The following is a 20254-nucleotide window of genomic DNA, read 5'->3' as shown; positions in this document are numbered from 1 at the left end:
AAATTATAAAACCTCTCTATGAAGAGAGGTTTTTTTATTGCTTTTATATTTTGGGTCTCACTAAGTACTCTTGCTGGTACGAAGTGGAATGTGTGGAAAAACTTAGATCTTAATGATCTTGATGTGGAGTTAAGTAAGGTTCAGTTAAGAAATCGTGCTTCATGTGCCATTGATTCCAAAAAGCCAACACGATCCATGTTTATTTTTCTAAACAATACGATTGCAGCAAAGGCGGCATATCGTCTTGCCAATAGAACAGGGCAAGATAGAGCAACAATTACCAAAGAACTTATACGAGACTTTCGAAATAAAACAACGAGACTAACACAAGAGATTCATGAGAAATTACTTTCCGGCCAGCTTCCACTCCTCCCACATCTTGATAGTGAAAATAATATTCCTGTTAAGTACCGAACAATGCTTAAAGAATGTTATGGAAAGTTACAATGTCCGCAACTTAATTATTATATTGAAAATATTTGGACTTCTTCCCATCGATTAAAGCATCGTCTTTATGACAGTTTTGAGGATAGTAACTACTTCAACTCTAAGTACATTAAAGATAGTAATACGTACAAATGTTTAAAAGTAAAAAAATTTGGCCCATTACAGGCAAATCTCTTTGGACAAAAGCCAAGTATCCAAGACCTGAATAGGATTGCAAAACAACTTAGCGACATAGATGAAACAGTAGACGAATGTCGCATGGATGGAATTGATACACTTGAGAACTTACAAGTAGCTGGTTATCAATTTGATATTAAAAATATAAAAGAGCGTTATTGGGATAAAAAAGTTGGCTTTGATTACTGGAATTCGATGAAACTCTACTTTGCATGGGCAATGAAGAATCTAAAAGTCGAAAACACAAAATATGAAAATATAATTCGTAATTCAAACACTCAAGATTATATTCTATTTTCTCCTAATGGATGTCGTAGTGATATCATGCCTACTTGTAATAATAAGAGGCTTGCAGAGAATTCATTCCGAGAGTTTTCTCGTAGAAACTTTGAAAAAGAAGCACTTGAACTCGATATTCTATCCCCTATTTCTGAAGGCGTTCAAAATGATTTATTAAAAGATCCATTTGCTAATGTTAATAAAGATATCTTAGACCTTGGCTCTTACGATGATGCAGATGCTTGGATTCAACAGATATTCAAAAACCAAACACAGACTAAGAATTATGTGAAAAACAAGCTAATTGACGCCTTAACATTTTATACCCTAGTAAGAAAAAGGCTCGATCCAAAAGAAGTTGGAGATCAATTAGATTTTTACTTTCGAAATCTTGATGAAAATATTATTAAAAATGACCTCTACTATCTTTGTGCAGAGGCATCTGTTATATCTGATGATATATTCAGTTTTACGAAAAAGCATATTGAAGGACTTAAAGGAACTGAGTTAATTGATAATCTCGACATTCTCTTTACAGACTCTCCCTACAATAAAATCATTGATTACTACAAAGAACTAATGGATGAGACGAGATCATATTGTAAAGGTCTTAAGCAAAAAGAGATTTGGGATGAAAATTTTGAAATAGAATATGAAGGTTTTCATCAATGGTATATTGACAAAACTCGTGCTGATCAGTCATTTGAAACCTTTCCAGACAAGCATTATGAAAGTGACGCTCTTTCACAAGACTTCATCATCTATAAAAATGGTGACATTATTTGTCGATCAATTAGTCACTGTTTAAGAAAATCAATCATCAGTATCATTGAAACATCTCGTGCTACTTACTATGGTGACTTATTTTGGAAATCAAAATTCTCACAGCCATCTTCAGACCTCTTCAATCCCTATGCTGAAAGGGTTGCTTGTAAAGTCTACGACCCCTACTTTAAAACAAAACAAGTTATGACTCGATTTGTATCCGATATTGGCCAAGGACTCATGAGCTGGTTTACTCCAGGTGTACTTTACACACGTGTAAGTCTAACTCCTGGTTACGTTACTTCATTTAATAAAATGATCGAAGATGGACAAATTGAATTTAATAAAGAATATGAAAAATCTAAGGTTAATGTAGAATTGATTACTGAATTTGGTCCTCTAATTGGTGTACCATGTGCAGTATCAATTACAGGAAGTAATAAAAGCCCTACAAATCTATATCACTTTCGAGGAATATCAGTGGGTGCATGTGTTGACCGCCAAGGTGGTGATATTATCGCCAACAGTGGTTCCGATATTAGTGATAAACAAACAGATGGTGTCGCAGCATGTGCTGCATGTAGAATTAACTTTGAAGGAATTTCAAATACATTAACTTACTTCAACTCTAAACTTGGTCCATTTTTCTATATCGCTCGGGCCCTATACAGTCTCTATCAGGGACTCACTGATTTTGATAATATTCCAAGAAGATGGGAACTTGACCTGAACAAATTAAAAACGACATACCAACGCTATGGCGAGATTCCAAAAAGCTGCCGTTCAACTCTTTTAAATGGTCGAAATTGTCTTAAAGACAAAGAAGAACTCGCAGCTGTCGAACTCATACAAAAAAATGAATTAACAATCCTAGCATCTAAAAAGATTATAAACGGATATAAGTTTAAGGTTCAAGAATGTAACAATGAACTCACCGTCATGATTGATAAACATTTCACAAGGTTATTTTCAAAATGCAAAAGAAAGCATTAATACTTCTATTCATGCTTCTTACAATCTCAAATGCTTTTGCAATAAAGCTTGATATTGTTTGGACAGAAAATTTTGAAAAAGAAATACATCTTGAATGTAGGGATCCAGGGTGTCTTGATGGTTCGAGTCGAGGTATCATTTTCGAATCAATATGCGATGAATGTTTTTCTGACTCTATTAATGCAACTTTCATCTTCAATGACATCACAACGTATCTACATCGTGGTGAACTTATAAGCACAGATGAATTTATTAATTATTTATTTGAAGAGGAATACATAACTATCCAATATGATACTCCATACGATGTTGTATCAAGTAGATCTAAAGAAATCAAAAAGCTCCTATTTCAAAACTTATGTCCAAATGAATACGATGCTATTATTTTCTTTGAAAGAGGCTATGGAAATATATTTTCCTCCCCACAATTAATTTACTGCGGAGAGGAAGTTTACTCAGCTTTATTATTTTAGAGTTATTTTAAGTCGTACCAGTTAACACCAAGAGAAGGCTCAACTTTTAATGGTACTTTAAGCTTAACAACGTTTTCCATTCCCTCTTTTACTAATGTCTTCATTTCATTTAATTCGTTTTCAGGAACATCAAATATAAGCTCATCGTGTACTTGAAGAAGCATTTTCGATTTTAATCCACGCTTTTGAATTTCTTCATGGATATTAATCATTGCACACTTAATGATGTCAGCAGCAGTACCTTGAATTGGTGAGTTAATCGCCATTCTTTCAGCATTTGCTTTTACCGTACGATTATTAGAGTGAATGTCTGGTAAAAAACGCTTTCTACCATACATTGTAATCGAATAACCTGTCTTTTCTGCATCTTCCTTAAGCCCATCTAAGAAGCCCTTAATTTTAGAAAATCTTTCAAAGTATTTTTCAATATAGGCCTTAGCATCTTTTCTTGAAATCTTAAGTGCTGAGGCCAATCCAAAAGATGATTGTCCATACATTAGACCGAAGTTTACGGCCTTGGCCTTCGATCTTTCATCCGAAGTTACATCTTCTAAAGCAATATCATTAATTTCACTTGCTGTTTGTGCGTGAATATCTTTGTCCTCATTAAATGCCTTTATCATTGTTGGGTCTTCACTGTAATGAGCAAGAATTCTTAGTTCAACTTGAGAATAGTCGGCAGCTAGTAGCATATTTCCAGGTGTTGCGATAAATGCCTTTCTTACAAGTCTTCCTGTTTCTGAACGAATAGGGATATTTTGAAGATTCGGATTCACACTAGATAATCTTCCCGTTTGAGCAACATGCTGATTAAAACTTGTATGCACCTTTCCAGTCTTCTCATTAACGATTTCAGGAAGAGCCTTAACGTATGTTGATAAGATCTTACCTAGTTCACGATATTGTAAAATCAAGCCTGGTACTTCATTTATATTCTTCGCTGCAAGCTCTTCTAAAACCGAAGAGTCTGTTGAGTAGCCAGTTTTTGTTTTCTTTACAACAGGAAATGATAATTCGTTAAATAGAAACTCTCCTACTTGTTTTGGAGAATTTAAATTAATCGTGTCATTTACAGAGAATGAATCAACTTTCTTTTGAATAACTGAAAGCTTCTCCTCTAAGTCTTTCGCCATATCATAAAGGAATTCTTTATTTAGACACACTCCCTCAAACTCCATCTCTGCAAGAATAGGAATTAGTTTATTATCAATATCTTCATAAACAGAAACAAGCTCTTTTTCTTTTAGCTCTTCTTTTAAAAGATTTGCTAGTCTAAATATAGCAATTGAGCGAAGGCCACTATAAGTAGATCTTTCTTCAATTGTTTCAAGAGAAGTTATATATGGATTCTTCTTATCAAGCGTTGTGACATTAACATTTACATTAGTGCAAATAGCTTCAATATTATGCCTCATACTTGGACTTACATTATAATGGGCCTGAACTATATCAAAATTCTTTGCCTTAAATGAAACCTTATGCCTGAATAAATGCGAATAATCCCTCTTTGAATGTTCACTATAAACTTCTTTTGATTCATCACTATAGATTAACTCTAAGTATTCTTTTTCATTCTTTTGGTCAACTTCGAGAAAGTACGACTTGTTATCATCAAATGAGAGGTTTAAGGCCACTAGATTACGAGCATGAATATCAGAACTATCAAACTCAGTCTGCACTGCAAGTTTCTTGCTCTCTTTAATTAATTTTTTAAACTCATCTTCTTTAATATCTTTTCCAACAATTAGATGTTCGAAAGGAGATGCGACTTCGCCTTCTTCATCTTCACCATCAGCAATAGAAAGTTGATATTTTAGATCCTCCATTCTTTTAATCATGGAATTCATTCCAAGCTCTTTTAAGAATGCAAGTAACTCATCTGTAGGATAGAACTTTAATTCGGAATCTTCTGACTTACATTTTAAATCAATATCTGTAACAATCTTAATTAAATCACGTGATAATTTTGCATCATCAACATATTCAGTAAAAGCAGTTGTTAATTTTTTACCTTTAAACGTATCTGAAATCTCAAAGCACTTATCTAATGTATCGTGTTCTGCCAGAAGCTTTGCCGCTCCCTTTGCTCCGATCCCACGCATACCAGGGATATTATCTGATGTATCTCCAACCATTGATAAGTAATCTACAATTTGGTCAGGGCGAACACCCATCTTTTCAAAGACGCCTTTTTCATCGTAGGTAACATCTTTCATCGTATCCAGCATCTTAATATTGCCACCTACAAATTGCATTAAATCCTTATCACCTGAGGCTATAAGAATTTCATCAAAGTCATCCTTCCACTGAGTCACAGATGAGCCGATAATATCATCAGCTTCATAATTTTCATCTGCAACATTTAGAAGTCCCATTTTATCAATTAACTCTTTAATAAGAGAAAACTGAGGAACTAAATCCTCTGGTGGTTCTGAGCGATTTGCCTTGTACTCTTCATACATTTCATTACGAAATGATCCTCCCGATGTATCTCGAGCTAAGAGCATATGAGTCGGCCTATAATTGGCCATAATTTTAAGAAGCATTGAAAGAACACCATACGTTGCATTAACAGGTGTACCATTTGGTGCCGTCATTGGACGGATTGCGAAAAACGCACGGAATATAAAGTTACTGACGTCGACGACGATTAATCTTTTCTTTGACATATAATCTCCAATTTATGCTATAAATCTAGCCAATTATGTTGAATCTGTTAATGATTAATATAGGACCAAGTTATGGACAATGCACAAAAACAAGAGCTGTATAATAATGTAAAAAGAGATATCTTTGCGATTTGCGAAGGTGAATCGAATACAATTGCAAAAATGGCCACAATCTCTTGTGTATTAAAGCAGGCTTTTCCACACTTTTATTGGTGTGGGTTCTATAATGTTGATAACTCAAAAGAATCTGAACTCGTTGTTGGCCCTTACCAAGGGACTCTTGGCTGCTTACGCATTCCATATGGTAAAGGAGTGTGCGGAACAGCTGCTCAATCTTTAGAAACACAAATTGTTGAAGATGTTTATGCAATTGAAAATCACATCACTTGTGATCCTAAGAGCCAGTCTGAAATTGTCGTGCCTGTTTTAGAAAATGGAAAGCTAATCTCAGTGTTAGATATTGATAGTGATGTGAAAGCAAGTTTCAATGATATAGATAAAGAAAACCTCGAAGAGATAATTAACAGAGTATTTAATTAGGTTGGAGTTCCTTGATCTTCAAACCAATTCGCCTGTCTCTTTTTAATAGCGAGCATCGTGTCATCATTGGCCATAACTGTAGTATCGGCCATAACATCACCTAATCTGTGACCTGAATCTAGTTTATATAAAAGATATAATTCAATTCCGACCATTGGAATACCAATTATCACGGCCATAAACCAACCAAGAACTGGAATAATGGCAAAAATAAGTGGAATAATAAAAGGCAGATTACGAACAAAGCTCTGCTTCAATGAACAAGGTGTTCCATCAACAAGAGAGATAACGCGAAAGCCAATAAACTTCTTTCCTACCGATTGACCATTTTGGATCGCATCTGCAAAAGTTAAATAAACAATGGAAAAAAGAATACCGATTGGATAGAGAAATAGCGATAACACAAGAACAATAAATAGGTCTATTGCCTTTGCTAATATCCTTGAAAAACGTGCAACCTTTATGGCCGACTTCAATAAGTACTTTCTATCCATAATAAATATCTTATCCTATGAATTTTATTAGAAAACAAGGCATTTTTTGCACCACGTTCAAATAAGGAATATTAAGTAAAGAAATACTTTAACTTCTCTATAGACCAATAGATGATCACTAATAGCCAAAAATAATATTTTAAGTTATAAATGTAGACTGAAAGAAAGAAGAGCAAAAAAGCTCTGGAGGATAATTATATGAGTACTGTTGGTAAAACTGACGTAGCAAATTTTGAATCTGATGTATTAAAGAACGCAAAGCCAGTTCTAGTTGATTTTTGGGCAGAATGGTGTGGACCTTGTAAAACTCTAGGGCCAGTTCTAGACGAAGTTGCATCAGAAATTGGTGAAGGTGCAAGCATCGTTAAAGTTAACGTTGATGATAATGGTGAGCTTGCTCAACAATATGGAATCCGTGGGATCCCAACAATGATTTTCTTCAAAGATGGACAAGCAACAAAGACACTTGTTGGTGTTCAGACGAAAGAAGAAATTAAAAAGTCTTTAGAAGAATTAATGTAATATAAAGCCTCTATCAAAGAGGCTTTTCTTTTATCTTTATCAAGGATCGAAAAGGTATCTAATAATGAATGATTTTATTTCTCACGCTTTTAATCACGCTCAAGAAACATTAACAAAGTTTATTGCTAACGAAGATAATTTCAAAGTTATGCAAGATGCAATTGATGAAATGGTTTCAGCTATTAAAAATAATGGCCGAGTAATAAGCTGTGGAAATGGTGGTTCAATGTGCGATGCCATGCACTTTGCAGAAGAGCTGACTGGGCGTTTTCGTAAAGATCGTCCCGCGATGCCAGCAATGGCGGTAGCAGATCCTTCACACATTACTTGTGTTGCAAACGATTACGGATTTGAGTATATCTTTTCAAAATATGTTGAAGCACATGGACACAAGGGCGATGTTCTTCTTGCAATTTCAACTTCTGGAAATTCTCCAAATTGTCTTGAAGCAGTTAAATCTGCTCACGCAAAGGGAATGAAAGTTGTTGGGCTACTTGGAAAAGGTGGCGGAAAGATGAAAGACCTTGTGGACTTCCCTCTTGTGATTGAAGCTGATCTTTCTGATCGAATTCAAGAAATGCACATTAAAATTATTCATACGTTTATCGAAGGTATTGAAAGGCAAGTCTTCCCAGAAAATTACTAAAGGATCGTAAAGCCGCGCCTTCGGCTAGCTTTACTTTTGTCACATCCATCTGCTCGTCAAAACTTGCCTTGTGGCAACTTTTGAACGCACGATGTCCCAGAAAACGACTAAAGAACCGGCACAAACTTCCAAGTCTTTAAAATCAAGTATTTGACGCGATTATGAGTTAAAATAATCTTAAGTTAGTACACAATTTTAAGGAGCTATATAATGGAAGGCACTGCTGTATCATCCGTAAACACAATCGCTGCTTTTTTTCAAAACGGCGGACTTTTCATGTGGATCATTCTATTCATCTGGGCCGTAGGTCTGGCAATTGGATTAGAGAGATTCTTTAAATTAAGTTTTAAATTTGATGTTGATGGAGCTTCTTTTATGAATGAACTTCGTCGCTACATCATGGCAAATGATGTTGAAGGTGCTTCACGTGTTTGCTCTGGATCTAACGCGGCCCTACCAAAAGTTCTAAGAAGTGGACTTGAAAGAGCGTCAGCAAAACCAGAACAAATTCAAAATGCAATTGATGCTACTGCACTTGAAGTTATCCCTAAGGTTGAACTTAGACTTAACTATCTTCAGTTAATTGCAAATATCTCAACTCTATTTGGACTACTGGGAACAATTCAAGGTCTAATCGCTTCATTCGCAGCTGTTGCTGCAGCTGATCCTACACAAAAAGCAGAACTACTTGCTAAAGGGATCTCACAAGCGATGAATACGACTTTCCTAGGTCTACTTGTTGCCATCACAATTATGATCATTCACTCTTTCCTAAGTTCAAAGTCTGAAAAGATCATTAATGAAATCGATGAATATTCTGTAAAGCTAATGGATATCCTAAGCACAGAAGAAAGTAAGCAGTAAGAAAGAAATTAATTATGTATAGAAAACCGAGTCGAAAATATAAGAATAAGAAAGTTGAGAGGCTGAATCTAATTCCAATTTTAGATTCGGTCTTCATCTTTATCTTCTTCCTTCTTATGTCTGCTAACTTTGTTAGAATCTATGAGATTGGCTCTGATGTTCCAATTATCTCAAACAGCCAACCTCCAAAAACAGATAAGAAGAGACTTGATCTTACTTTAAAGATCAATCAAAGCAATATTAGCCTCCACTCTGGACCTAATGAAAGACGAATCTTCAGCGCAGGTAAAACGGCTAGCGGAGAATATGATCTTTTCAAACTTCGTCAAAAGCTCATCGAATTAAAGAAAAGCTATGTTGATGAAAAAGAAGTCATCTTTATCCCTAATGCAAATATTACTTATGAAGAACTCATTAAGATTATGGATGCAGTACGCGATCTAAAGAAAACAGATCCAGAGATCTGGACGAAGAGAAATGGCGAAGACACAAAAGTCACTGAGTTATTTAATAATATTATCTTTGGTGACACTCAGTCTTAAGACAATAGGTAAAGTATGAGAAAACGTTCGATAAGAAATAGAGGAATAAGAAGAAAGAAGGAACCACTTGATATTGATATCACTTCCCTTCTTGATATCCTTGTTATCTTACTTGTATTCCTAATTAGAAGTTACGATACAACTGGTGTAATTTTAAATATTCCAAAAGATATTACAATTCCTCACTCTGTTTCGAAATCAATTAACGAGCAAGGGGTTGTTGTACAAGTTTCACCTAAGGTCATTTGGGTTGATGACAAAGAAGTTCACAACACTGAAACTTACAAGGGACGTCTCTACTCTCAAGGCGGAAGATTAATTCTTCCTCTCTACAACGAGTTAGTGGCCAAAAAGAAAGAAATTGATGATATTGCAAAGACGACACCTAATGCAAAGAATTTCTCAGGTATAGTTAATCTCGTAATTGATAAGTCTTTGAAGTACAACTATATCAAAAAACTCATGCATACTGCTGCTGAGGCAGGTTTTCAAAAGTATAAATTCGTTGTCCTTGGACAAGAATAGAATAAAAAAGGCTCCGTAAGGAGCCTTTTTATTTTCATTAATACTATTTTGATAAATCTAAAAGAAACGAGTTAGGGTAACACCTAATTCATCATCTCCATCTAGGATATAGAGACCACGACGATCACTTTCTGCATCATCTCCAATTGTAACTCCCCTAAAGTTAACCTTGGCTTTCCATGCATTATTCAGGCGTCTCTCATAGCTTAAGTAATACAAAGCTTCACCGTTTCTTTCAAGGTCAATATACAGCCCAAGTGTAAACTCATTTGAATAAGCATCATTTAAAGCAAAACGATGACCGATGAAGAGATCATTTTGAAAAATCTGGGCCTGGCTTCTCTTCTCTTTTCCAACCCCTAGAACATATTGATATTCAGTGTAAAAACTAGAACTCCAATTATTTGCGTAGTTATGAGTATATTCATGACCTATAGAAGCTAATTGATAATCAAAAACTTCTCTCGTTCCACCTGTATAATCGAGAATAGCAACTGAATCATCTGCATTAAAATCAGAGTAGAGGTATTCGAATTTAAAAGTTTGCTCGCCCCAAAAAAATGTTGCGGCCGCTCCAATATCTAAAACATCAACATAGAATGCTTCAAGCGTTGTCGGTGTTGATGGTCTAGCGCCAAATATTGGTCTCGTTCGATCAATATGATCCATGGCAAATACTGTCAGATCGAGATCTCCAAACTGATGAGCGTAATAGACTGCGAATTGATTATACTGATCTTCTTCGTCACTACTTTTAACTTCATTTCCTGAAACGACATTCTGCCTTACCGGCTCTAGCCCATCAAAAATTCTCATTAATGGATCAGGATAAAAGCCTTCCGTAAAATATGGCATATAGATGAACTTCATCGTACCGATACTTGTATAATGACTGGCAACAATGGACTTCTCACCAAGCTTTTCAAATCGCTCAATATTTCCATCATTTATGCGCGAGTTAAGAACATCAACAACATGATATGCCTCTAAGCGAGACCACATGAACATGTGATAACCAGCAGAGAATTGCCAATTACCAAGGCTGCGTCCGATATTTAACTCATTAAAGTCCACATAACTATTTTCTTGATATTTTTCATCGGCACGAGCAACTAGAGAGAGATTGTATTCCCACCCTTTCCAATCATCACGTTCCTCAAGACTTAACTTAACAAACTTCAAATCAGTAGGCTGTTTCTCATTTCCCAATAAAACATCAGTATACTTCTTTTGAGTATAGTAACGATAATTTAACGATATCTCTCCCCTGCCATCTGCATATGCAGTTTCAGATACTAGAGAGAGGGCCCCAATAATTACTGTAAAAAATATATTCTTCAATTTACTTCAACTTCCTCTTAGTAAGATCGTTCTCATTTACTTTCTTACCAATAACTCTATTTTTCCATTTAAATATTGATTTCTTCTTATTATTTAAATTAACCATATCAATTTGGTTAGCTCGCCACATCTTTCTTTTTCCAACTGTGTAAGATTTAAACTCACTCATTGTCGAAGTCTTAATGTGTTCATTTCTTTTGTTGTAGTACTCAGTTTTTACTGGCGCTAAATACTTCTTTGATACATGTAGAATAACTCTTAGATAAGAACTCTTTCCCTTTGCTTTACGCTCTAGAGTCCAAGTATTCTTATCTTCACTTAAGAACTTATAATTATATTTTTCGATTGTTTGACCACCGATATCTTCGAATGAAAACTCAGACCCCATAAATGAGCTCCCTTTAGATCGAGAGTTGATTTTCTTTACTCTTCTTAGAGAAGGTAAGTATAACCACTGGTCATCATCCTTATCAGAACTCTTCCATGTCCAAGTTAAAAGCTTTGTCCCTTTTACATCTAATGGCTTTCTAAACTCCATAAGACTTTTATCAACGCCTTCAAATTCACCAGATGTACCAAGCATTTCTCTAACAATCTCAACGCCACTTGTATCAACTAAAATAAGCTCCATTGTCGATGTGTCACCGATATAACCTTTATTGGCCGCATCCATCTTCTTTGCAATCTCAAGACCTTTCTCATCTGCAAGAACTGCAAGAGAAAACATTATTAAGAAAAATTTAACAAATTTCATTATCCTACCTCATTATCGTTGGTCTGTTTCCACAAGATACTATCATTCACATCACAATGATTGAATATTTAGTATTGATAATAGTAATGGATTCATTAAATAGCTGAAAATATGCCCCTTATTTACAACAAGGGGCATCATATATTGATTGAATATACTTAGTAAGAGCTTGGATTTAGGTTAAGAGGTACGTGAACAGCAACCTCAGCTCCACCTTTTGGTCTTGGAAATTGAATTGTTTTAAGGTGATTTGCAACACAGTTTTTAACACTGCGTGGCACGGCCTTATCAGCTTTCGTCACCTTAGCTCTTGTAACATTCCCTGATGCACCAATGACAAAGTCCATAGCAAGAACACCTGAAATGGCCTTTTGCTGAACATCTAATTCCTTTTGGTAGCAGTAACGGAATTGAGGAACGTTCTCCATTAGAATTCTCATAATATCATTACGATCCATTGATCCAAGAATAACTTCACGGTAAGGGACACCAGCAATATAAACTTTCTTTTTATGAACTAGTCCATCTGTACCAAACGAAGAAGAAAGTTTTCCACGAGTCTTACTACTTAGCGAGCCAACCTCTGCTTTAACATCAGCCTTTTGAACTTGGGCTGACTCACCCGTTGAAAGAGCATTGCTATCATCTTTAAAACTTTCAGTCGTACCAGCATCAGCAAAAGAACTTAGTGATCCGCCCTTTGCCATCAAAGAGTTCATTGAAGATGTGAAAGACGGTGACTTATATACATCGACTTTTCCTCTACTCTTTCTGTTATTAGAAAGCTTCTTAACTTTAGAGGCCTTCTTAGTTGTTCGAGAGGGTTTACCTGCTTTTTTATTGGACTTTCTCACAACCTTTTTATCATTTGTTGGTCCCTTCTTAGGAGCAGCTTTTTTTGGAGTAGAATTTGAAGCCTTAGCAGTTCGGTCCCCCCTACTCTTTGAAGGCTTCTGCTCTTTAGGAGTATTTGAAACCTCTTGCTTAACTGGTGCCTTCTTTTGTACTTTCTTTGGTGTTTCCTTCTTAATGACATTTTTCTTTTTAGTCACTCTAAGCTGTTTTGGCTTATATAAGATTTTTGCAATTCTTTCAGGAACTTTCTCTTTCTCAATCTCTTTATCGACTTGGAAGTTAAGCATTCCCCCCATAAAAACAGCGAATACTAGCACACAAAAAATCAGGTACTTTCTTAATTCCTTATCTCTTCTAAAGATTGGTGCCGATTTTACAATTGGAGGTGCTTCAGTACCTCTGATAAATACTTTTAAATTATCTTTTTCAAAAATATGAATATCATCACGACGTAATGAATTTTTAGCATTTTTATTATTTAAAAATGTACGATGTTCAAATCCAGGAATTCTTCCAACAGCAACATCATTTTTCTTTATATCTAATAGCTCAACTTTATCTTTTTTTCCTAAATATGGAAATTCAATATCATTGCCACGTGGGTTCATTCCAACGAGATTATACTTTCCGTCTTTATGTGGAATATAATCGAGTCCAACAATCTTTCCATTAAAAAGAATGATTACTTCAGCAGCTTCTTTATCGACACTGTATTTAAAGATTGGATAAATCTCATCTGGTTCTTCAAAAATATACTCAGAGAACTTAACATTATCATCCATACTTAAAGGATAATTAACTTGGTAATCACTATCCTTTTGATTCTTTTGAATGACCTCATCGTTAAACTTAGGTTGTTTCGGTAAGTTTCTAACAACTTCTTGTGGATGTATTAATTGCTGAGGAGGTAGTTCACTACTTTCACCAAAGGTAAAAGAGTAATTACCAATTGTAATAGTCTCTCCCCCTCTAAGTTCACACGTTACGACTTCTTCATTATTTATTTTGACGGGATTCTTTGTCGACATACTATATATTGATGTCTTATCTTGTGCGAATTCAATAAGACAATGAATATCATCTATTCCTGCCCCTCTCATTCTTACATCACAAGAGTCACTTGCCCCTAGGATAATTCTATTCTTACGAGGTAGACGTATATCCTTTTTACCTTTTAAATAAAATGATCTTCCTTGATCCACGAGGTCTCCCTATCTAATTCGATCTAATCCCTTCATCATTTCAAGATGAAAATTAGGTTTCGATGGTAGTTTATTTTTAAATTGTCTAAGATAACGACTTGAAACAGTGATTTCGCCAGGAGCACCCAGCTCACCATCGACACTAATTTCATCTAAATTAAATTTCTCAAACTTCTTGTACTTATAAATAACTTTATCGTTTACAGATTTTTGACCAAACGATGCTTGTGACAACAAGATAAATAAGGCCGTTGTTATAATTCTTTTCATATTGTTAACCCTTTAATCTGCTGAAAGATTGTTTTATCTTTTGCATTTAAATCCATATCTTCGATATCTTCTCTTACCCTCTTAGCGTGTTCGCTTTTAAGTTGTTTTAGAGAATAATATAAAGCGATTTTAAGACTTGGAATTTCAAAGTAATCAGAATTCATTTCTTTTAAAATCGTATAAGCAAACTTAGGTTTCCCATCAAACAAATAAGAATAAACCAGCGAATTTATCACATCGCGATCTTTTTTATTAACGCGATATAAGTTCTTAAGCATTGCTGTTGATTTACTATAAAGCCCATACTTGATGTATATATTTGAAAGATTAAACATTGCTGTCTTATTGTTTCTCTTAATTAAAAGAACTTGTTTAAAAGCTGCAATGGCCTTGCGATCTTTACCTTCATCAACTGAGATAACACCGATATTATTAATAGCTGGAATATACTTACTATTTAAAGCGACAGCTTTATTAAAATATACCTTCGCTAATCTCTTATTACCTGTTTTATATGAGCAAATCCCCTGCTGATTCCAATATGCAGGATTCTTCTTATTTTTTTCATAAAGAGCGTCAAGCTTCGCGAGTCCTTCTTTTGTATTTCCAAGATAACAAAGTCCAACTAAGCCTGTTTTCTTCTCATCAATGCTTTCTAATCTTTCCTTAGACACCTTATCTAATGATTCATCCTCTAAAACATCATCAACTAGATCATTAATAAGATGATAATCGGCATCAGCATTATAACGAACTTGCTTCTTCGGTTTAAAGTCTTCATTTGATAGGTTTTCAATTTGCTCAGCTTCTTCGCCACCTAATTTCTGTACAGTTTTTCCACCAGAGGCGCATGATGCTAAAAGTAATATCAAAAGAGAAATATTTAAAAACTTCATTACTGATTCCCCCTCTTATCCATTAAGACAGCACCCGTCATCGATGGAAGGTTTAACCCCTGTCGAGAAAGTGTTCCAAAGTTTACTGTTAGAACATCATTCTTATTAATCAAAGAATCTAGTTCTCTTTTTAATTGTCTTGATTTTGAAGCGAGGTTTGCTGATACATTTTGCATACTTCCCTTAAAAGAATTTACATATTCCTGAGACTTCCCAGTCGGTGTAAAAGTAGCGACATCTTTTGAGAACTTATCATATGAACTAATAAGTAATGAGTAACTCTTAACCATCGCTTCACCAGATCCCATGGCCACAATCTTTGTTACTTGATTCTGGATACTTTCAAGACGTGCAAACTTGCCTTTCATAGTGTTATTGAATTTATTCTCAGGGAAGCTTAACTCAATTGCATTAAAGCTATTAACAGCTCTTTCTACATCTGCAACTTCAGTTAGAGCAACTTCATCGATCGTCTCAATTGCAAGTTTTTTCTTATTTTTAACCCTACGATAAATATAATTAAGCTCATTGTTGTAACGAGAGCTATTACCTTGTTCACGAGATAACTTTGCTAACTTTCCAACATATTCAGACTTACGATATAGATTCTTTGTATATGCTGACAATCTTTCACGATAAATCTTATCTGCATTAGTAATTTGTTTAAAGTCTATATAGTAGTCAAAGATTTGTTCATAAGAAGCTAGCATCGTTGAATTATTAAATCGACATTTTGATTGTTGATCGACAAATGCTACAGCCTTTGAATCATTACGAGTTGCTAGTCCCATAACGATATAGTTCTTTAGAAGTTTTTCTTTATTCTTATTATTGATACCACATGTCTTACCAAGTAACTTTTGTGTTAATGACATTCCATCAGCAACTCTCTGTCTCAAAAATAGTTCACTTATAATACTATTAAAAGATTCATAGAATTTTACTAATTCAGTAGTGGTCATTTCTTCAATTGCTCGATCCAACCATTTAGCAGTTAGGCCGACATTTCCTGACTCATAAAAAAGAACGGCAATATTATAAGCAGCATTTCTCTTAGCATCTGCGGTACTTTCTGGATCTTTATAAATGAAGAGATATCCCTTTAACGCAGTGATCTTATCACCACTTTTATTGGCCTTTTGAATATCTGAAAATTGTGCAACAAGAATAATCTTATTTAGATGATTTACAAATCCTCTCTTTAAAGGAATTCCCTGGCCTTTTAGCTCCCCAACAAAAGACATAAGTCCCTTTTTATTTTTTTGGGTTTTATACATATCTACAATACGGCCAATCATTGCTTCATTTTTAGATATATTTCTTGGATTCTCTTTAGCATACACAAAGAATGTCTGTTTTGCTTTTTCAACATCTTTCTTTTCATCTACGTAGAAAGAAAATAGTTTTTCTACTGCTTTATTCTTTTTCGACTTAGATTCTTCTGTTTTGATATAGTTTGTGAAGATTGTTTCAAAGTACTTATTACGTGTTGATTTAGAAATCTTACGATCATTTAGGACAATCATCATCCCCGCTAGAGATCTTTTATAATAAGTTGAACCTGGTTGAGCAGTAGATAAGACTTTATCATACATATAAAGTGCCTCAGGATATTCATTAGCTGCATAATATGACTCACCAGCAAAAAAGAGTGCTCTTTCACTTAGCTTAGGATCAATTTGTTGTGAAATAAAATATAATTCAGCAGCTGTTTTACCCTTAGACTTCATTACCTTGGGACGCTTCTTATTATGAGACATCTCTAATTCTTTTTGGAGTTGTGCCGCTCTTTTCGTAACAAAATATAGTGCTTCTTTCTTTTGTTCTGCATTTAATGGCGACTTTGTTATCGCTCTTGCATATCTAAGGAAATATGAATTATTCCCATATTTATCGTAAATCATTAATAGCTGAACTAATGACATTGCTTTATACTTTGGATTTTTGCCATTGAATGCTCTTCCAAACATATCTGCAGCTTGAGAATATTTTTGTTTTCCTATAAGGATCATTCCCATGTCATAGAAATTTTTCTCGGCATCTGTATTTTGATTCTGATAAAACTTCAGGGCCTTATTTGTTTTACCGCTTTCTGCGTAGAAGTAACCCACATCACGTGATGCCATATCTTGTTTATCTATATATTTAGGACTCTTAGAAAGTTCAAAAACCTGCTCCATTTGCTTTACCGCAGTATTTTTTCGCCCTACCCTAAAGTTTGACCATGCAAGGTTATAAAGATACTTCGTATACCATTTATCGTCTCTAATTTTACCAATTGCTGTATTGTAATACTGTCTAGATTTATTAAAATCACCTTCACGATAGTAAATATCACCTAGAGCGAGTCGAGACTTAGTTTCGATGAAGTCACCTTTGGGAGCAGATCTTACTGATTTTACGAATAACGACTTTGCATCTTCCATGTTTACATTCTCTAATTCATTATAAGCAAGAATGTAGTAGATATGAGAGCGGGCCCTTCTGTTAGGTTTTTTCTTTAAAATAGAAATACCTATTCCACGAGCTTTCTTATAGTATGAGTCAGAAACCGAAAAAAACTTTTTTCTATCGATTTGATTCTTTTGTTTTGGAGTTAGTTTAAAAAAGTTTTCATTTTCTTGTTCACGAATGATACGACCTTTTTCAAGGTTTAGTTCGGCCATTCTAAGATCTAAAGTATTATCCCTCTTTGTATAACGCTTCATCCTACTGATTTCTTTAAGTTCCATATCGATAACAGAAACGATACGGTCCCTTTTTGGACTTAATTTAATTCCATAGGAACTGAAGCTTATAAGAGATGCTAGTAATAATACTTTAATCATTATTGACACTCCGATCGAAGAGCAAATACATAGTCACCCATTTCATCGGCCCAAAACTCACCGTTAAATGACCAAAAGTATTGCTTCGAATTTCTTTTTAAATATTTAATATCGCCACGTGCACCTGTATCAGCAATCCCACTATACAACTTAGCCTTTCTTGCATTTAAAGCTTCAAGCCTTAAATAACTTAGACCAATGAATGACTTTTCAAGTTGTGCTGAAACTAACTTAAAAGTTCTCTTAGTATATGAACCAATAAGTTTTTGTTGAAGCATCAGAGAGTCTTTAAGGTTTATAGCAAGAATCTTTCTAAGACGACGATTACGTACTTTTTTGATATTTGATATTTCTCTTAAGCCAGCTTTATAACTTTGAAAAAGCTGTATAAATGCTGGGTCTTTAGAAACATTTCTAAGAACTTTATTTGTTAAAGGATCATAGTATTTCTTTCCATCAACAAATGAATTAATAAAGTTAAAATACCATTCAAGAGAATGCTTACGGGCAATCATCTTATCGATGACTTGTTTAGATTTATCAAACTCAGCATAGTGATCATCAATAATCTTAGACATATCATCGTATAAACAAAGTTTAAAATAACTCAAAGCCTTTAAAACATTAATTTCTGGATTAACTATATAGTTAAGTACCGGTGCTTTATATGTAACTAACTTACCAAGCGTTCTATTGTAGTCACCTTTGTAATAACTATTCCAAGCCTCCTCAATTAGAAGCTCAGGCCAAATATATGATCTCTTATCGACATCAATGAATGATAATTCTGCATCATCTAACTTTTTCTGCTCATATTTAACACGAGCAATACCTGCTAAACAATAGTCATGATTTATTTGTAATTGTCTGGCCCTCACCTCATCATCACTTGAAGTGGACATATCAACACATCTTTCAAAAGCTGAAATAGCGGCGCGGAAACCTCGTTGCATTGTAAACGCCATCCCTTCAAGGTGAAGAGAGAATGCTTTTACAGGATGCCCTGCTGGAATCGTTCCATTTAATGTTTGTAGAGCCTCTTTATACTTTCTTCTCTTTAATAGTTTTTTTGCAAGTAAGTACTTTAAAGTCGGAGAATCAATCTTGCTAAGATATTGCTCAGGTAAAAGAACAAATTGTCTATCACCTACTTTAGAGACAACCTTTTCAAAAAGTCTTTCAAAGTCTTTATTAGTACGTCCCTTATATGTAACCAAGTACTCTTTCACATATGGAACAGCAGTATGATACATTTCCTTTTCGATTAGGAGTTTAATAATATGGGGATATCGTGCGATGCGATTTCGAGATTTGGTTAAGTCTGTCCAAATAGACTCGAGAGCAAAGACTTGCCCCATGAGTAAAAATGCAATGATCGATTTCTTTAACACAACAGCTTCCCTTAAATATCAAATTGAACAGAAAAAGTTAGATCAATATTTGAATATAGTTGATCTGACTCTGATCCCGCTTCTCTAGCAGGTGCCGCTTGATATAAGATTCCGTTAATATCTGCTCTAACACTCCAAGAAGTGTTTACATAAAACTTAGATGAAACATTCCACATTAATCCAGTATGCGACTCATCAACCGTTAGGCCAGGGTTTGGTGAACCAGCTCTAACTTCAGGCCCATTATTTGTTTCGTTCAGTTTTGCAAAACCAAGACCGAAGATCCAATCAACATAGACAATAGAGTTAAATGTATTAATTTTCGAATAAAATGGTGACCACAGGGCCATCGCACCGATGTAATCATTTACAATGCGACGAAATGGAATAGACCCACTTCCTCCCCCATTACTATTACGTACTGAAGCGGCCGTATCATTTTCTTCACCTGAGTTAGAAGCATAAATAAACTCTGCCCCCCACTCTTCATGAAAGAAATAACCAGCTCTTAATTGTAGAGATGTAGAATCAACGAAAGCACCTGATAGTGTTTTCCCAAAACCTCCACTAACGTAGAAACGATTTACCTTTTTAAATTTACGATTTTGTAAAACATAAATTTCTTTATCTTTATCAAGCCATGAAAAATTATAAAGATCCGTTTCTGCCGCGAAAGTTTTCATCGTTAGAAAAGTTAAAAATAATACAAAGATCATCCTAATCATTTTAGCGTCCTGCCTTTCAAATAGTTGGATTTACAGAGATTATTTTAACATAAGAT

At 34.7% G+C, this 20254-nt stretch carries 18 protein-coding genes; 8 read left to right on the top strand and 10 right to left on the bottom strand.

Annotated features, from left to right (window positions below; all coding sequences use genetic code 11):
* Positions 1–18 precede the first annotated feature (18 nt).
* Together BALOs_RS01490 and BALOs_RS01485 are read left to right on the top strand one after the other, a co-directional pair.
* Entirely contained in the window at positions 19–2661 is a 2643-nt protein-coding gene (locus tag BALOs_RS01490; RefSeq protein ID WP_120404102.1) for a hypothetical protein, read from the top strand.
* Positions 2643–3134: a hypothetical protein gene (locus BALOs_RS01485; RefSeq protein ID WP_115362168.1), complete on the top strand. Its 492-nt coding sequence runs from the start codon at positions 2643–2645 to the stop codon at positions 3132–3134. Before BALOs_RS01490 ends, BALOs_RS01485 begins: the two co-directional genes overlap by 19 nt.
* Positions 3135–3136: 2 nt before the next feature.
* Here the strand turns inward: BALOs_RS01485 and polA are convergent, their stop codons facing one another.
* Complete coding sequence (gene polA / locus BALOs_RS01480) at positions 3137–5803, bottom strand: DNA polymerase I (RefSeq protein ID WP_120404101.1); 2667 nt, start codon at positions 5801–5803, stop codon at positions 3137–3139.
* A 72-nt stretch (positions 5804–5875) separates the two neighbouring features.
* Here polA and BALOs_RS01475 point away from each other — a divergent pair, with 72 nt between their 5' ends.
* Entirely contained in the window at positions 5876–6343 is a 468-nt protein-coding gene (locus BALOs_RS01475; RefSeq protein ID WP_120404100.1) for a GAF domain-containing protein, read from the top strand.
* Here BALOs_RS01475 and BALOs_RS01470 read toward each other — a convergent pair.
* The gene (locus tag BALOs_RS01470; RefSeq protein WP_115362174.1) at positions 6340–6837 is read right to left on the bottom strand and encodes an RDD family protein; all 498 of its coding nucleotides are present in this window, start codon (positions 6835–6837) and stop codon (positions 6340–6342) included. The genes BALOs_RS01475 and BALOs_RS01470 overlap by 4 nt on opposite strands.
* 183 nt (positions 6838–7020) lie before the next feature.
* On the opposite strand from BALOs_RS01470, the gene trxA reads away from it, so the two are divergent.
* From trxA to BALOs_RS01445, 5 genes are all read left to right on the top strand, one after another.
* A complete protein-coding gene (gene trxA / locus BALOs_RS01465; protein ID WP_330220808.1) occupies positions 7021–7359 on the top strand; it encodes a thioredoxin in 339 nt (112 codons plus the stop codon).
* Positions 7360–7423: 64 nt separating this feature from the next.
* A complete protein-coding gene (gmhA, locus tag BALOs_RS01460) occupies positions 7424–8005 on the top strand; it encodes a D-sedoheptulose 7-phosphate isomerase (RefSeq protein ID WP_115362178.1) in 582 nt (193 codons plus the stop codon).
* A 210-nt stretch (positions 8006–8215) separates the two neighbouring features.
* Entirely contained in the window at positions 8216–8869 is a 654-nt protein-coding gene (locus BALOs_RS01455) for a MotA/TolQ/ExbB proton channel family protein (protein ID WP_115362180.1), read from the top strand.
* A gap of 14 nt (positions 8870–8883) precedes the next feature.
* Entirely contained in the window at positions 8884–9411 is a 528-nt protein-coding gene (locus tag BALOs_RS01450) for a biopolymer transporter ExbD (protein ID WP_115362182.1), read from the top strand.
* 15 nt (positions 9412–9426) lie between these two features.
* Positions 9427–9936 carry a biopolymer transporter ExbD gene (locus BALOs_RS01445; protein WP_115362184.1) on the top strand — a complete coding sequence of 170 codons (510 nt, stop codon included), beginning with the start codon at positions 9427–9429 and terminating at the stop codon, positions 9934–9936.
* 57 nt (positions 9937–9993) lie between these two features.
* On the opposite strand, the gene BALOs_RS01440 is transcribed toward BALOs_RS01445, so the two are convergent.
* The 8 genes from BALOs_RS01440 to BALOs_RS01405 form a co-directional block, all read right to left on the bottom strand.
* Positions 9994–11277 carry a hypothetical protein gene (locus tag BALOs_RS01440; RefSeq protein ID WP_120404099.1) on the bottom strand — a complete coding sequence of 428 codons (1284 nt, stop codon included), beginning with the start codon at positions 11275–11277 and terminating at the stop codon, positions 9994–9996.
* 1 nt (position 11278) lies between these two features.
* Positions 11279–12031, bottom strand: coding sequence for an outer membrane lipoprotein-sorting protein (locus BALOs_RS01435; protein ID WP_115362189.1), 753 nt, complete (start codon positions 12029–12031; stop codon positions 11279–11281).
* Positions 12032–12189: 158 nt separating this feature from the next.
* Entirely contained in the window at positions 12190–14088 is a 1899-nt protein-coding gene (locus BALOs_RS01430) for an AgmX/PglI C-terminal domain-containing protein (RefSeq protein ID WP_120404098.1), read from the bottom strand.
* A 9-nt stretch (positions 14089–14097) separates the two neighbouring features.
* On the bottom strand, positions 14098–14358 hold the full coding sequence (locus tag BALOs_RS01425) for a hypothetical protein (RefSeq protein WP_115362193.1): 261 nt from the start codon (positions 14356–14358) through the stop codon (positions 14098–14100).
* Entirely contained in the window at positions 14355–15254 is a 900-nt protein-coding gene (locus BALOs_RS01420; protein WP_115362195.1) for a hypothetical protein, read from the bottom strand. The genes BALOs_RS01425 and BALOs_RS01420 overlap by 4 nt, the downstream gene beginning before the upstream one ends.
* Entirely contained in the window at positions 15254–18082 is a 2829-nt protein-coding gene (locus tag BALOs_RS01415) for a tetratricopeptide repeat protein (RefSeq protein WP_120404097.1), read from the bottom strand. Before BALOs_RS01415 ends, BALOs_RS01420 begins: the two co-directional genes overlap by 1 nt.
* A complete protein-coding gene (locus BALOs_RS01410; RefSeq protein WP_120404096.1) occupies positions 18082–19473 on the bottom strand; it encodes a hypothetical protein in 1392 nt (463 codons plus the stop codon). Before BALOs_RS01410 ends, BALOs_RS01415 begins: the two co-directional genes overlap by 1 nt.
* Before the next feature lie 11 nt (positions 19474–19484).
* Entirely contained in the window at positions 19485–20189 is a 705-nt protein-coding gene (locus BALOs_RS01405; RefSeq protein WP_158536881.1) for an outer membrane beta-barrel domain-containing protein, read from the bottom strand.
* Positions 20190–20254 lie beyond the last annotated feature (65 nt).

The organism is Halobacteriovorax sp. BALOs_7 (assembly GCF_003612895.1).
Classification (GTDB): Bacteria; Bdellovibrionota; Bacteriovoracia; order Bacteriovoracales; family Bacteriovoracaceae; genus Halobacteriovorax_A; species Halobacteriovorax_A vibrionivorans.
This window is presented reverse-complemented; position numbering and strand designations above follow the sequence as displayed.